Below are 14,491 nucleotides of genomic sequence, written 5' to 3' on the forward strand. Positions count from 1 at the left end.
CTCCGATGCGCCTGTCGCGTCTCGCCGCCGCCAGGGAAATGGGCTAGCGTCCAGCGTCGGCGGCAGCAATCCCGTGGCAGTACCAGAAGCGCCAGTCGAACAGGACGTCGAGCTGCAGGAGTGGTTGGAGTCGCTCGAGTACGTCCTCAAGCACCACGGCCCCGAGCGGACCTCCTATCTGCTGGCGCGGTTGCAGGAGCGCGCCACGCGCAGCGGCGCCGCGCCGACCGAGCCGCTGACCACGCCCTACCTGAACACGATCCCCGCCAGCGCCCAGCCGAAGTATCCCGGCAACCTGGCGCTGGAGCGCCGCATCAAGAGCCTGGTGCGCTGGAACGCCATGGCGATGGTCGTCCGCGCCAACCGTGAAGAGGAGGGCATTGGCGGACACATCTCCACCTATGCCTCGTCGGCGACGCTGCTGGAGGTGGCGTTCCAGCATTTCTTCCATGCTCCGACCGCCGACCATCCCGGCGACCAGGTCTTCTTTCAGGGCCACGCCTCGCCCGGCATCTACGCGCGCGCATTCCTGGAAGGGCGGCTTTCGGAGGCCGACCTCGAGAAGTTCCGGCGCGAGCTGTCGCCCGGAGGCGGCCTGTCCTCGTATCCACATCCGTGGCTGATGCCGAGCTTCTGGCAGTTCCCGACCGTGTCGATGGGGCTTGGCCCGATCATGGCGATCTACCAGGCGCGCATGAACCGCTACCTCGAGGACCGCGGGCTCGCGTCGACGTCGCGTGCGCACGTCTGGGCCTTCCTCGGCGACGGCGAGACCGACGAGCCCGAAAGCCTCGGCGCGCTGTCGCTGGCTTCGCGCGAGCAGCTCGACAACCTCATTTTCGTCGTCAACTGCAACCTGCAGCGCCTCGACGGACCGGTACGCGGCAACGGTCAGATCATCCAGGAGCTGGAGGCGGTCTTCCGCGGCGCCGGCTGGAACGTCATCAAGGTGGTGCTGGGAAGCGATTGGGACTCGCTGCTCGAGCGCGACGTCGATGGGCTGATCGCCGAACGCTGGCGCGAGACGGTCGACGGCCAGGTGCAGCGCTACGCAACCGGCTCGGGCGAATACATCCGCAAGCACTTCTGGGGCGCCGACCCGCGCCTTGCCGGACTGGTCGCCAACTATTCGGACGAGCAGCTGGCCCGCCTGCGCCTTGGCGGACACGATCCGGTCAAGGTCTACGCGGCCTATCACGCGGCGGTGCAGCACCGCGGCTCGCCCACCGTCATCCTGGCGCGCACGATCAAAGGCTACGGGCTCGGCGAGGCCGGCGAGGGACGCAACGTTTCGCATCAGCAGAAGAAGCTGAACGAGAACGAGCTGCGCGAGTTCCGCGCACGCTTCGGCATTCCGATCTCGGACGAAGAGATGGTCCGCACGCCGCTGTACCGGCCCTCCGAGGACAGCCCGGAGATCCAGTACCTGCAGGAGCGGCGCAAGCTGCTCGGCGGCGCCATCCCCGCGCGCGTCGATCGCGCGCCGCGCCTGAGCGTTCCCGGCGACGACGTCTTCGGCGAGTTCATGACCGGCAGCAGCGGCCGCAGCGTTTCGACCACGATGGTGCTGGTGCGCCTGCTCGGCAAGCTCATGCGCCACGACGACATCGGCCGTTACGTCGTGCCGATCGTTCCCGATGAAGCGCGCACGTTCGGCATGGAGACGCTGTTTCGGCAATCCGGGATCTATTCGCACGTTGGGCAGCTCTACGAGCCCGTCGATCGCGAGAGCCTGCTGTACTACCGCGAAGCCAAGAACGGGCAGATCCTGGAGGAAGGCATCACCGAGGCCGGCTCGATTTCCTCCTTCATCGCCGCGGGAACCGCGTATGCGACCTGGGGCGTGCCGACGATCCCGATCTTCCTGTTCTATTCGATGTTCGGCCTTCAGCGCGTGGGCGACCTGGTGTGGGCGGCCGCCGACATGCGCTGCCGCGGGTTCCTGGTCGGTGCGACTTCGGGCCGCACGACGCTGGCAGGCGAGGGCCTGCAGCATCAGGACGGCAACAGCCACATCCTGGCGCTGCCGGTTCCCAACCTGCTGGCATACGATCCCGCCTACGCGTTCGAGATCGCGGTGCTGGTGCGGCGCGGCCTGCAGCGGATGTACGCCGAAGGCGACAGCGTCTTCTACTATCTGACCGTCGGCAACGAGCCGTACGAGATGCCGCCGATGCCCGAAGGCGCCGAGGACGGCATCGTCCGGGGCCTGTACTGCCTGAAGCGCTCGCAGCTCGGCGATGCGCGAGCTTCGGTGCAGCTGCTCGGCAGCGGCGCCATCCTGAACGAGGTCGTGGCTGCGGCGCGATGGCTGGAGGAGAAGCACGCGATCGCCGCTGACGTCTGGAGCGCGACCAGCTTCAAGGAATTGTATCGCGATGCGGTCGCGGTCGAGCGATGGAACTACCTGCATCGCGGCGAGCAGCCGCGCACCGCTCACGTCTCGCGCTGCCTGTCCGACCGCGGCGATGTCGTCGTGGCCGCCACCGACTACGCACGCGCCCTGCCGCTGTCGGTGGCTCGCTGGTCGCCCAAGCCTTTCCACGCGCTCGGCACCGACGGCTTCGGCCGCAGCGACACGCGCGCCGCGCTGCGCGACTTCTTCGAGGTCGACCGGCGATACATCGCGCTGGCCGCTCTGGTCGAGCTCGCGCGCATCGGCCGCATCCAGGACGACATCGTCGAGCGCGCGGTGCAGGAGCTGCAGATCGACCCCGAAAAACGCCATCCGCTCGAGGTTGCCTGAGGTGCGCCATGTCGCGTGATCTGGTCCTCCCCAAGCTCGGCGAGAACATCGACACGGCGGTGGTCGTCGAGGTGCTGGTCAAGGCAGGCGATGCCGTCAGCGTCGATCAGCCGCTGCTGTCGCTCGAGACCGACAAGGCCGAGTTCGAGCTGCCATCGACAGTGCAGGGGACCGTCGCCGAAATTCTCGTCAAGGAAGGCGACGAAGTGAAGATGGGGCAGGCGTTGCTGCGCGTGGACGAAGGCGGCGACGGTGCCGGAAAGGCCGCGCCGGCGGCGGCCGCGGCGCAGCCGGAGCACGCTCCTGCCAGCGCAGCCGAGCGGCCCGCGTCAGCCAGGACGGCGCCCGTTCAACCCTCGGCGGCGCGTGCGCGCAGCGAGGATGAAGAGGAAACGCAGGCCGAGGGAGCGGCCGAGAGCGCAGAGGCGCCGCCTGCCGCGCCCGACTCGCAACGCGCGAGCGGCAGCGGCGCCGGCCGCTCGGCAAGCGAACCTTCGGCGCGCCCCGAACGCGAGCAGAACGACCTGCCGCCGCCGCGCGCGGCCCAGGCCGCGCGTGCGCCGGCGCCGCCGCCCGCAGCGGCCGGGCCGGTGGCCGCCGCGCCATCGGTGCGCCGCCTGGCGCGCGAGCTCGGAGTGGACATCACTCGTGTTCCCGGATCGGGAGCGGGCGGCCGCATCAGCGAGCGCGACGTGCAACGGCATGCACGGGCGCTGCTGCGCACCGATCAGGCCGCAACGCCGCCGGGCGCCGCCGAAGACGGCGAAGCGCCCGGGGAGCGCGACGCTTTCGGTGCCGTCGAGTACGAACCGATCGATCGCATCCGCCGCCGCATCGCCGACCGCATGACGGCCGGATGGACGACGATCCCGCACGTCACGCACAACGACGGCGCCGATGTCACCGAGCTCGAGCGCCTGCGCGAGCAGTATGGCTCCCGCGCTGCGCACGGCGGTGGAAAGCTCACCGTCACCGCGATCCTGTTGAAGACGCTCGGATCGGCGCTGCGCAAGTTCCCCAAGCTCAATGCGAGCCTGGACCTGGACGGAGGCCGCATCGTCTATCACCGCTACGTCAACGTGGCCGTCGCCGTCGACACCGACCGCGGCCTCGTGGCACCGATCATCCGCAACGTCGACGAGAAGAACATCATGCAGATCGCGCGCGCGCTCGGCGAGATCGCCGAGCGCGCGCGCGGCCGCGCCCTGACTCCGGAGCTGCTCGAGGGCGCCACGTTCACGCTGAGCAATCTCGGGGGCATCGGCGGCACGCATTTCAGCCCCATCATCTCGCCGCCGCAGGTGGCCGTGCTCGGCGTGGGACGCTCGCAGGTGGAGCCGCGCTGGGTCGTCGACCGCTTCGAGCCGCGCCGCATCCTGCCGCTGTCGCTGTCGTACGATCATCGTCTCATCGACGGCGCCGACGCCGCACGTTTCGTACGGTGGGTGTGCGAGGCTCTGGAAGAGCCGTTCGTCATGGACCTCGAAGGCAACTGAGCCGTGGCGGAACGGGAACGCGAGGGGCAGCGGCCGGCCACGCTGGCGGTGCTCGGCGGCGGCCCGGGGGGCTACGCCGCCGCGTTTCGCGCAGCCGATCTCGGTTTGCAGGTCACGCTGATCGATCCCGAGCCGTCGCTGGGAGGGGTGTGCCTGCATCGCGGATGCATTCCTTCCAAGGCCTACCTGCACGTGGCCAATCTTCTCGAGGAAGCGCGCGCCGCGCGCGAGTACGGCCTTTCGTTCGCGCAGCCGGACATCGACCTCGATCGCATGCGGCAGTGGAAGAACGAGGTGGTGGGTGCGCTGGCCGGTGGGCTGGACTCGCTGGCCAAGGCGCGCCGCATCGAGCGCGTGCAGGCGCGTGCGGTGGTCCGAGGCGGCCACGATGTGGAGCTGCAGCGCCTGGACGGTGACATCTCCACGCGCAGGTTCGACTACCTGCTGCTGGCCACCGGTTCGCGCCCGGCGCTGCCGGCGCCGCTGGACCTCGACAGCGAGCTCGTCATGAACTCGACCGATGCGCTCGAGCTGGCGAGCGTGCCTCGGCGGCTGCTGGTCGTCGGCGCCGGCTACGTCGGTCTGGAGCTGGCGACGGTCTACGCCGCCCTCGGCTCCCGCGTGCGCGTCGTCGAAGCGACCGGCGAGATCGTGCCGGGCATGGATCGTGATCTGGCGCGCGTTCTCGAGAAGCAGCTCGCGCCGCGCCTCGAGGCCATCGTCACGTCGGCCAGGATCACCGACCTTGCCGAGAGCGACGGCGGCGTCATCGCTCACATCGAGAGCGACGGCTCGGCCGCCGACGAACGCTTCGACGCCGTACTGGTGGCCGTTGGCCGCCTGCCCAATTCCAGCGGGCTCGGTCTGTCCTCCACGCGCGTCGCCGTCGACAAGCGCGGCTTCGTCCTCGTCGACGCCACGCGCCGCACCGCCGAGCCCAGCATCTATGCGATCGGCGACCTGGTCGGCGGTCCGATGCTGGCGCACAAGGCCACGCACGAGGGCATCGTGGCCGCCGAAGCCATCGCAGGCCATGCGTCCGCATTCGAGCCCAACGCCGTACCGGCCGTCGTCTATACGGATCCGGAAATCGCCTGGTGCGGACTTGGCGCTCAGGAAGCGAAGGAGATCGGGATCGAGGCGGAGACCGTGCGGTACTCGTGGGCCGGCTCGGGCCGTGCCCGGACGCTCGGCGCCGCCGAAGGCCTGACCAAGCTGACGGTGGAGACGCGCAGCCGCCGCATCCTCGGCGCTGCCATGGTCGGACGCGGGGCGGGGGAGCTGATCTCGGAAGCGGCGCTTGCAATCGAGATGGGCGCGCTGGCCGAGGACGTGATGGCGACGATTCACCCTCATCCGTCCCTCTCCGAGAACTTCATGGAAGCGGCGGCCGCGGCCTGCGGCGCCTCCGTTCATCTGCCGCCGGCCAGGCGGCGGCGGTCCTAAAAAAGCTTCGTCGCGGCTGAACCCGCAGCTCGGCTCGGCCTGTCGTGCGGAAGCGCCCGCAACTGCACACATCGGAACGCTTTGGTACGGCAGCGTTCCCGTCCTGCCGGATGCTCCTCCCCAAGCTGCGATCGGCACGCAATTTTTGGCGCTCCTCAACTTTGGCAAACACCTTGCTGAGAGGCCCCCCACGGTGCTTGAGGTTGGAGGAGAGCGATGACCGAGCTTGGAGCAGAACGGCGCGAACGGGCGCGGCTCGAGAAACGCCGCATCATTCTGAAAGCGGCGTTGCGCACGTTCGCCGATATCGGCTACGAGCGCGCCACCATCAGCGACATCCTGCGACGAGCCGAGATGACCACGAGCACCTTCTACAACTACTTCCCCGACAAGGATTCGGTCTTTCTAGCGCTGGTTGCCGATGCCGTCGCACCGGTGCTGGCCGAGATCGACGCCTGGGTGCGCAGCGCCGAGGGCCTGCAGGAGATGATCGAACGCGTCTGTCGAGTCTGCTTTCGGCAGGCGGTGCGCGACCAGGCGCTGCGCAAGCTGCTGGCGCGCAACACGCACAAGCTGCGCTCGCTGGTGCAGGAGCCGGCCGTGCGCGAGAAGCTGGGGCAGGTCGAGGCGGAGCTGCGCTCCGCGATGGAACGCGGGGCGATGCCAGCGGTCAATGCACGTCTTCTGGCCGCCTCGCTCATCGGCATCACGATCGAGACGGCGCTGCGCCTTCTGGAAGATGAGGCGCCCGACGCCGATGCGGCCACGCGGTTCGTGAGCTCGATGATCGTCGGCGGAGTCGACCGCGTCGCCGAAGAGGACGAAGGCTCCTCGGGCGGCGGCATGGGCGGGGATTCGACGACGTTCAGCTGCGCATCGTTCTGAAGCGCGGCGCTGGCCGCCCGCAGGCTCGACTTCGTTCCGGAGCGACGCCATAAGCGCCGCGCCGTGAGATTTTCCGCAATCATCTTCGATCTGGACGGAACGCTGCTGGATACGCTTGCCGACATCGGTGAGTCGATGAATGCCGTCCTGGACGAGCTCGGCATGCCCGTGCACCCGCTCGAGAGCTACCGCGGCTTCGTCGGTGACGGTGTCGTCATGCTTGCGCGGCGTGCGCTGCCGCCCGAGCGCGCCGACGAGGCAACGGTGGCGAAAACGGCGGCCCGCATGCGCGAGATCTACGCCAGCCGCGCGACCGTCAGGACCGCCGTCTACGAGGGTCTGCCGGCGCTTCTCGACGCGCTCGAGCGTCGCGGCCTGCCCAAGGCCGTGCTCTCCAACAAGCCGCATGACCTGACGGTCTCGCTCGTGCGCTCGATGCTCGGCCGCTGGTCGTTCCATCCGGTTCTCGGCGAGCGAGCGGGCGTGCCGCGAAAGCCCGATCCGCATGCGGCGCTGGAAATCGCCGAGGCGCTTGCCGTATCCCCCCGCAGCGTCCTCTTTCTCGGCGACACCGCGACCGACATGGCCACCGCCCGCAGCGCCGGGATGACCGCCGTCGGCGCCCTGTGGGGCTTCCGTGACGCCCACGAGCTCGTGCAGGCGGGGGCATCGACGCTCGTCGCGCGCCCCGGCGAGGTTCTTCGGCTGCTTTGAGTGAATCTGGCGCTGGAAGTTGCCGGCTCGGTCGCTATAGTGGTCCCCCGTCGCGCAGCCCAGGGGAGGGCGGCGCGGCAACACCCCCAGCGAGTTCCATGACGGCAATTCTCGGCATTTCGGCGTACTATCACGACTCGGCAGCAGCGCTTCTCGTAGACGGGCGCATCGTCGCGGCGGCCCAGGAGGAGCGCTTCACCCGCAAGAAGCACGACGCGAACTTCCCGGCCAATGCCGTCCAGTACTGCCTCAGGGAGGCGGGCATCTCGATCGCGGATCTCGACCACGTGGCTTTCTACGACAAGCCACTGCTGAAGTTCGAGCGCCTGCTGGAGACGTATCTGGCGTACGCGCCGCAGGGTTTCCCGTCCTTCGTCAAGGCGATGCCGATCTGGCTGCGCCAGAAGCTCTACATCCCGCGCGAGCTCAAGCGCGGGCTCGGCGGCGAATACCAAAAGCGTTACATCTTCACCGAGCATCACGAGTCGCACGCGGCCAGCGCGTTCTTCCCATCGCCGTTCGAAGAGGCCGCGGTGATGACGCTGGACGGCGTCGGCGAGTGGGCGACCGCCAGCTGGGGCATCGGCCGCGGCAACAAGCTCGAGCTTCTCGGCGAGCTGCGCTTTCCGCACTCGCTCGGCCTGCTCTACTCGGCGTTCACCTACTACTGCGGCTTCAAGGTCAATTCGGGCGAGTACAAGCTGATGGGCCTGGCTCCCTACGGCCAGCCCAAGTACGTCGACCTCATCATGGACAACCTGCTGGATCTGAAGGAGGACGGCTCCTTCCGCATGGACATGTCCTACTTCAACTACTGCCAGGGCCTGACCATGACCTCGTCGAAGTTCGACGAGCTGTTCGGCGGGCCGGCGCGCAAGCCCGAGACGCCGCTCGACGAGCGGCACATGGACATCGCGGCCTCGATCCAGAAGGTGACCGAAGAGGTGATGCTGCGCATGTCGCGGCACGTGGCCAAGGTCACCGGCGCCAGGAACCTGTGCCTGGCCGGCGGCGTCGCGCTCAACTGCGTCGGCAACGGGCGGGTGCTGCGCGAAGGGCCGTTCGAGAACATCTGGATCCAGCCGGCGGCGGGCGACGCAGGCGGCGCCCTCGGCGCGGCGATGTTCGTCTGGCACCAGCTGCTGGACAAGCCGCGCGCGGTCGGCGCCAGCGACAGCCAGTACGGCAGCCTGCTCGGGCCCCGCTACGGCCGCGAGGAGATCCGCAGCTTCCTCGACGGTGCCGGTGCGACCTACCACGAGTACCGTGGCGACGAGGACCTCTGCGAAGCAGTGGCCGAGCTGCTGGCCGGCGAAAACGTCGTGGGCTGGTTTCAGGGGCGCATGGAGTTCGGACCGCGCGCGCTCGGCTCGCGCAGCATTCTCGGTGACGCGCGCAGCCGCCAGATGCAGTCCACGATGAACCTCAAGATCAAGTTCCGCGAGTCGTTCCGGCCCTTCGCGCCGTCGGTGCTGGCCGAGAAGGCGCACGCCTTCTTCTCGCTGCGCGAGGTCGACGAGAGCCCGTACATGCTGCTGGTGGCGCCGGTCCGCGACGAGCACCGGCTGGCCGTCAACGGCGCCGAGGCGGGGCTGACCGGCATCGAGAAGCTCAAAGTCCCTCGCTCGAGCATTCCGGCCATCACGCACGTGGACTACTCGGCTCGCGTGCAGACCGTGCACGCCGAGCGCCACGGGCGCTACCGCAAGCTGCTCGAGAAGTTCGAGCAGAAGACCGGCTGCCCCGTCGTCATCAACACGAGCTTCAACGTGCGCGGCGAGCCCATCGTGTGCACGCCCGAAGATGCCTATCGCTGCTTCCTGGCCACGAACATGGACGTGCTCGTTCTCGAAGACTTCGTCCTGCTCAAGAAAGAGCAGACGAACGCACCCGAGATCGACGTCGAAGCCTACCTGTCGCAGTTTCAGCTGGACTGAGGAGACGCGGCAATGGCGATGATCGAGATCGACTGGAACCCACCGCGCAAGACGCTGCGCGATTTCGGCCTGCTCTGCCTGCTGATCTTCGGCGCCATTGCAGCCTCCCTGTGGTGGAAGAACGGCTGGACGCTCGGCAGCCAGATCCTGGCGGGCGCGGCCGTGGCGGGCGGCGTCCTCGGGCTGCTCGCGCCGCAGGCGCTGCGGCCGATCTTCGTCGGATGGATGATCGCCGCCTTTCCCATCGGCTGGACGATCTCGCACCTGCTGCTCGGTGCGATCTACTACCTGCTGCTGACGCCGCTGGGGCTGCTGATGCGCGCGTTCGGCTACGACCCCATGAACCGCAAGCTCGATCGCCAGGCCAAGTCCTACTGGATCGAGCACGACAAGGTCGAGGTCGGCCGCTACTTCCGGCAGTTCTGATCTCGAGGAGTTCCATGGCTGATCCCACCGCACCACGAAAGGAAGAGCGCAGCGAGTTCGAGCGCCAGTCCGAGCTCGGACAGACGGGGCTGGTCGCCGAGTTCGTCGACTACCTGCGATCGAACAAGAAGTGGTGGCTGACGCCCATCATCGTGGTGCTCCTGATGGTTGGCGCGCTCGTCGTCTTCGGCGGAAGCGCGGCAGCTCCGTTCATCTACACGCTGTTCTGATCGGGACCGGGTCTTGACATCGATGGCTTCGCGGCGCCGTCTGGCGTTGTTCGCCCTGGCGGCGGCGGCGCTCGCCACCCTGGTCTGCCTGCTGGCGGTGGAGCTGGTGCTGCGGTTCGCCGATCACCCGCCCACCAGCTTCTCGCCGTGGATCCGTAGCGAGCGTCTGGGCTTTCGCCTGGCGCCGAACATCGACATGCCGATGACGACGCCCGAGTACAGCGTGCGCATCGTCACCAACTCTCTCGGCTTCCGCGATGAGGAGCCCGCCGCCGATCCGCAGCGCGACCGCATTCTGGCCCTCGGCGATTCCTTCACGATGGGCTACGGCGTCGAACGCGGGAGCATCTTCACCGACCTGCTCGAAAAGAATCTCGGCGCCGACGTCGTCAACACCGGCACGGGCGGCTACGAGATCGTTCACCAGGTTCAGGTGGTCGAAGAGTACGGCAGGAAGCTCGCTCCCGACGCCGTCGTGTACGTTCTCTATCTGGGCAACGACCTGGCACAGAACGACGAGTGGCAGCGCAGCGGCGACGGCACTTCGCTGACAAGCCTCGTGCGCCAGTATCCGACCCGCCAGCCGCGTCAGATCAAGCTCCTGCAGCTCGCGCGCAACCTGCGCTACGGAATGCGTATGCGGCATGGCGAGGAGCGCGGCGAATGGCTGCCTTTCGAGGGCTATCTCGCGCTGTGCGCACGCGAGCTGACGCCGGCCGCGCGCGCAGACTACGACCTGTCGGCCGCGCTGCTGGCCGAGCTTCGCGACCGCGTCGCAGCTCTCGATGCGCCGCTGCTGGTGGTGCTGCTGCCGTACCGCTCGATGGTCGAGCCGCAGGCGCGCGAGAGCCTGAAGGCAAAGGTCCCCGACCTCGACTCCGCCTACGACCTGACGCGGCCTGCGCGCGAGATCGGCGAGCGGCTGCGCGCCCTGGGCATCGACTTCCTGGACGCCACGCCCGCGCTCGACCAGGCGCACCGCAGCTCGGGTGCAGCCCTCTACTTCGCCGTCGACGGTCATCTGAACGAGGCCGGCCACCGCGTGCTCGCCGACCTGCTGCGAGCTCCCCTGGCCGAGAGGCTGTCGCGAAAACCTGACTTGTAAATCCGGGGCGGCGGTGGAACCGTCGCCGCTGCAATCGCGGCTTGCCGGCCGCACGTGCAAAAGGGCGAGAGTGGCGAAATTGGCAGACGCACTGGACTTAGGATCCAGCCCGCTTCGGCGGTTGGGGGTTCGAGTCCCCCCTCTCGCACTCTTCGCACCGCGCCGGCGTGCAACGCCGTAGTCACCGAGGGAAAAGTCACCGCCACATGGAAGAGATCCAATCCACCGTCGAAGAGTCAGGCCCGGCAGCACGGACGCTCAAGGTCTCGGTGTCGCCGCAGCACGTGCGCGGCCGCTTCGATCAGGCCTATCGCCGTCTGCAGTCGCGCGCCCAGCTCAAGGGCTTTCGCAAGGGCAAGGCACCCCGGCCCATGCTCGAGAAGGTCTATGGGGAGGAGGTCGAGCGCGAAGTGCTGACCGAGCTGATCGAGGAGGGGTGCGCGCAGAGCATCCGCGAACACTCGCTCGACATCGTCAGCCAGCCGCGCCTGCTCAAGCACGAGTACGAAGGCGAGGGCGGCCTTTCCTTCGAGGCCAGCGTGGAGGTGAGGCCCGACGTGCGGCTCGGCCGCTACCAGGGCCTGCCCGCGGATCTGCTGATCGTGGCAGTCGAGGACAAGCACGTCGATGCCCAGCTCGAGCTGCTGCGCCAGCGAATGGCGGTGCTGCAGACCGAAAGCGACCGGGAAATGGTGCAGAACGGCGACGTCGTGGTCTTCGACATGTACGGCTTCGACGGTGACGAGCCGGTGCCGGGCACGAGCGGCGAGGATCTCGCGCTCGAGGTGGGGTCGGGGCGTTTTCCCGAGGACTTCGAAAAGCAACTCGTGGGCGTGCGCCGGGGCGAGCGGACTTCTCTCGTCGTCGCCTTTCCCGAGGATCATGGCGACGAGAAGCTGCGTGGCCGCACCATCCGCTTCGACGTAACGGTCAAGGAGGTCAAGACCAAGGTCCTGCCGCCGGTCGACGACAGCCTCGCCCTCGAGGCGGGGCTGGAGGGGATCGAGACGCTCGAGGCCCTGCGCGAGCGCATTCGCCAGGACCTGCGCGACCGCGCGCGCCGCGACGGGGAGCGGCGCATGCACAGTGCGCTGCTCTCGGCGCTGGTCGATGCGCACGACTTCGAGTTGCCAAAGGCCCTCCTGCACCAGACCATTCACGGGTACATGCACGAGATGGGAGTCGAGGCGCACGGCGACGACCCCAGGGCCGAGGAGCTGCACAAGGCGCTGGAGCCGCGGGCGCAGCGCGAGTTGAAGGCGCAGTTCATCCTGGACGCGATCGCTGCGGCCGAGGGCATCGAGGTGACTCAGGATGAGATGGAGACCCGCGTCCGTGCCCAGATGGTGCAGGCCGGCAGGCGCGCCGACGAACTGCGCAAGCATTACTCGCGACCGGGCGCCGTGGCGGAATTGAGGCGCGGCTTAATGCGCGAAAAAGCGGCGCAAAAAGTGTTCGAGAGCGCGACCGTGCAGGAGCGGGAAGTGGACGAAAGCCAAGTTGCCGACCATGCCTAAACCCTATACCCTCCCTTCCTGTTCGGAGGGCCACGCCCGCGAGGTGTACATGAATCTGGTTCCCATGGTCGTTGAGACCACCGGTCGCGGTGAGCGGGCCTACGACATCTACTCGAGGCTCCTCAAGGAGCGAATCGTCTTCCTCACCTCCGACGTCAACGATCTCACTGCATCCCTTGTCACGGCTCAGCTTCTCTTCCTCGAAGCCGAGGATCCCGACAAGGACATCTACCTGTACATCAACTCACCCGGCGGGTCGGTGACGGCCGGTCTGGCGATCTATGACACGATGCAGTACATCCGCCCGCCCGTTTCGACGCTGTGCATCGGACAGGCCGCCAGCATGGGCGCCATCCTCCTGGCCGCGGGCGCGGCCGGGAAGCGTTACGCCCTGCCTCACGCGCGCATCATGATCCACCAGCCGATGGGCGGGGTTCAGGGCCAGGCCAGCGACATTGAGATCCAGGCCAGAGAAATCCTGCGGATTAGGCAGGAGCTCAATGTCATACTATCCAAGCACTCCGGTCAGGATCTGGACCGGATCGACAAGGAAACCGACCGGGATCGGTTCATGACGGGGGAGGAGGCGAAGTTGTTCGGCATCGTCGATCAGGTGATCACGAGCCGGCCGACGGCCGCATAAGGGTCCGGAGCCAGAGATGCGCAAACAGGGAGACGACAAGACCAAGGATCTGGTGTGTTCCTTCTGTGGGAAGGGACAGGAAGAGGTGCGCAAGCTCATTGCCGGTCCGACGGTGTACATCTGCGACGAGTGCATCGACCTCTGCAACGACATCATCGCCGAGGAGTGCGATCAGGAAGAAGCGATCAGCGCCGTCTCCTCGGTGCCCAAGCCTTCCGACATCAAGAAGGTCCTGGATCAGTACGTGGTCGGGCAGGAGCGTGCCAAGAAGGTCCTGGCCGTCGCCGTCCACAATCATTACAAGCGCATCGACTCCTCGATGGTGACCGGCGACGTCGAGCTGCAGAAGTCCAACATCCTTCTCATCGGCCCGACCGGGTCAGGCAAGACGCTGCTGGCACAGACGCTTGCGCGGTTCCTCCAGGTGCCGTTCGCGATCGCCGACGCCACCAGCCTGACCGAGGCCGGCTACGTCGGCGAGGACGTCGAGAACATCATCCTGTCGCTGCTGCAGAACGCGGATTATGACGTCGAGAAGTGCCAGCGCGGCATCGTCTACATCGACGAGATCGACAAGATCGCGCGCAAGGGCGACAACCCGTCGATCACGCGCGACGTCTCGGGCGAAGGCGTGCAGCAGGCGCTGCTCAAGATCATCGAAGGAACGACCGCGAGCGTTCCGCCCAAGGGCGGCCGCAAGCATCCGCAGCAGGAATTCCTGCAGGTCGACACGACCAACATCCTGTTCATCTGCGGCGGTGCCTTCGTCGGACTCGACGACATCATCCGGCGCCGCATCGGCATGAAGGGGATGGGCTTTGGCGCCGACATCCGCGCCAAGCGCGACGCCGACGGGGTCACCGTGCTGACCGAGGTCCAGACGGAGGACATGCTGAAGTTCGGCATGATTCCGGAGTTCGTCGGCCGCGTGCCGGTGATCGCGACCCTGCACGACCTTGACGAGGACTCGCTCGTGCGCATCCTCAAGGAGCCCAAGAACGCGCTCACCAAGCAGTACCAGAAGCTCTTCGAGATGGAGAATGTGCGCCTGAAGTTCACCGAGGGGGCGCTGCGCGCGATCGCGCGCGAGGCTTTCCGGCGCAAGTCGGGGGCTCGCGGCCTGCGCGCCATCATGGAAGAGATCATGCTGGAAGTGATGTATGATGTTCCTTCGCAGTCGGAGATCGAGGAAGTCGTGATCTCCGAAGAGGTCGTCGAGCGCAAGGACAACCCCATCATCGTCTATGCCAGTGCGACCCGCGCGAGCTAGCTGCTGCCGCGAAAACTGTCGTTCGCCGCAGGAGAGGATGGTGGCCCTGGTGGGGGCAGGAGAGAGGGGAAGGAAT

12 protein-coding genes and 1 tRNA gene are annotated in these 14,491 nt (G+C 67.4%); all 13 read left to right on the forward strand.

The genetic code is table 11. The features are described 5' to 3' along the window. The first annotated feature begins 73 nt into the window (after positions 1 to 73). The 13 genes from aceE (at position 74) to clpX (ending at position 14,415) form a co-directional block, all read left to right on the forward strand. Positions 74 to 2,746 (forward strand): pyruvate dehydrogenase (acetyl-transferring), homodimeric type, encoded by a 2,673-nt coding sequence (gene aceE, locus VEC57_09250; GenBank protein HYB99306.1) that lies wholly within the window; start codon positions 74 to 76, stop codon positions 2,744 to 2,746. An 8-nt stretch (positions 2,747 to 2,754) separates the two neighbouring features. Continuing rightward, complete coding sequence (locus VEC57_09255; protein HYB99307.1) at positions 2,755 to 4,242, forward strand: 2-oxo acid dehydrogenase subunit E2; 1,488 nt, start codon at positions 2,755 to 2,757, stop codon at positions 4,240 to 4,242. 3 nt (positions 4,243 to 4,245) lie between these two features. Further along, positions 4,246 to 5,688 carry a dihydrolipoyl dehydrogenase gene (lpdA, locus tag VEC57_09260; GenBank protein ID HYB99308.1) on the forward strand — a complete coding sequence of 481 codons (1,443 nt, stop codon included), beginning with the start codon at positions 4,246 to 4,248 and terminating at the stop codon, positions 5,686 to 5,688. A 216-nt stretch (positions 5,689 to 5,904) separates the two neighbouring features. Then, positions 5,905 to 6,573, forward strand: coding sequence for a TetR/AcrR family transcriptional regulator (locus VEC57_09265; GenBank protein ID HYB99309.1), 669 nt, complete (start codon positions 5,905 to 5,907; stop codon positions 6,571 to 6,573). 63 nt (positions 6,574 to 6,636) lie between these two features. After that, entirely contained in the window at positions 6,637 to 7,287 is a 651-nt protein-coding gene (locus VEC57_09270) for an HAD family hydrolase (GenBank protein ID HYB99310.1), read from the forward strand. A gap of 98 nt (positions 7,288 to 7,385) precedes the next feature. Next, on the forward strand, positions 7,386 to 9,224 hold the full coding sequence (locus VEC57_09275; GenBank protein ID HYB99311.1) for a carbamoyltransferase: 1,839 nt from the start codon (positions 7,386 to 7,388) through the stop codon (positions 9,222 to 9,224). A gap of 12 nt (positions 9,225 to 9,236) precedes the next feature. Further along, on the forward strand, positions 9,237 to 9,650 hold the full coding sequence (locus VEC57_09280; GenBank protein HYB99312.1) for an SxtJ family membrane protein: 414 nt from the start codon (positions 9,237 to 9,239) through the stop codon (positions 9,648 to 9,650). Positions 9,651 to 9,664: 14 nt separating this feature from the next. After that, entirely contained in the window at positions 9,665 to 9,880 is a 216-nt protein-coding gene (locus VEC57_09285; GenBank protein ID HYB99313.1) for a DUF5989 family protein, read from the forward strand. A gap of 22 nt (positions 9,881 to 9,902) precedes the next feature. Next, positions 9,903 to 10,985: a GDSL-type esterase/lipase family protein gene (locus VEC57_09290; GenBank protein ID HYB99314.1), complete on the forward strand. Its 1,083-nt coding sequence runs from the start codon at positions 9,903 to 9,905 to the stop codon at positions 10,983 to 10,985. A 64-nt stretch (positions 10,986 to 11,049) separates the two neighbouring features. Continuing rightward, positions 11,050 to 11,133: transfer RNA gene (locus VEC57_09295), tRNA-Leu, on the forward strand. A gap of 58 nt (positions 11,134 to 11,191) precedes the next feature. Then, positions 11,192 to 12,502, forward strand: coding sequence for a trigger factor (gene tig, locus VEC57_09300; GenBank protein ID HYB99315.1), 1,311 nt, complete (start codon positions 11,192 to 11,194; stop codon positions 12,500 to 12,502). Positions 12,503 to 12,551: 49 nt separating this feature from the next. Beyond that, a complete protein-coding gene (gene clpP / locus VEC57_09305) occupies positions 12,552 to 13,145 on the forward strand; it encodes an ATP-dependent Clp endopeptidase proteolytic subunit ClpP (GenBank protein HYB99316.1) in 594 nt (197 codons plus the stop codon). 16 nt (positions 13,146 to 13,161) lie between these two features. Beyond that, a complete protein-coding gene (clpX, locus tag VEC57_09310; GenBank protein HYB99317.1) occupies positions 13,162 to 14,415 on the forward strand; it encodes an ATP-dependent Clp protease ATP-binding subunit ClpX in 1,254 nt (417 codons plus the stop codon). The last annotated feature ends 76 nt before the right edge of the window (positions 14,416 to 14,491 follow it).

This window comes from Candidatus Limnocylindrales bacterium, from assembly GCA_035626395.1.
Classification (GTDB): Bacteria; Desulfobacterota; Binatia; order UBA1149; family CAITLU01; genus DASPNH01.

Bases quoted from the DNA above. Each gene is read 5' to 3' on its own strand.
- clpX (HYB99317.1), top strand. From the start codon at position 13,162: ATGCGCAAACAGGGAGACGACAAGACCAAGGATCTGGTGTGTTCCTTC.
- tig (HYB99315.1), top strand. From the start codon at position 11,192: ATGGAAGAGATCCAATCCACCGTCGAAGAGTCAGGCCCGGCAGCACGG.
- clpP (HYB99316.1), top strand. From the start codon at position 12,552: ATGAATCTGGTTCCCATGGTCGTTGAGACCACCGGTCGCGGTGAGCGG.
- VEC57_09290 (HYB99314.1), top strand. From the start codon at position 9,903: ATGGCTTCGCGGCGCCGTCTGGCGTTGTTCGCCCTGGCGGCGGCGGCG.
- VEC57_09255 (HYB99307.1), top strand. From the start codon at position 2,755: ATGTCGCGTGATCTGGTCCTCCCCAAGCTCGGCGAGAACATCGACACG.
- VEC57_09280 (HYB99312.1), top strand. From the start codon at position 9,237: ATGGCGATGATCGAGATCGACTGGAACCCACCGCGCAAGACGCTGCGC.
- VEC57_09265 (HYB99309.1), top strand. From the start codon at position 5,905: ATGACCGAGCTTGGAGCAGAACGGCGCGAACGGGCGCGGCTCGAGAAA.
- VEC57_09285 (HYB99313.1), top strand. From the start codon at position 9,665: ATGGCTGATCCCACCGCACCACGAAAGGAAGAGCGCAGCGAGTTCGAG.
- VEC57_09275 (HYB99311.1), top strand. From the start codon at position 7,386: ATGACGGCAATTCTCGGCATTTCGGCGTACTATCACGACTCGGCAGCA.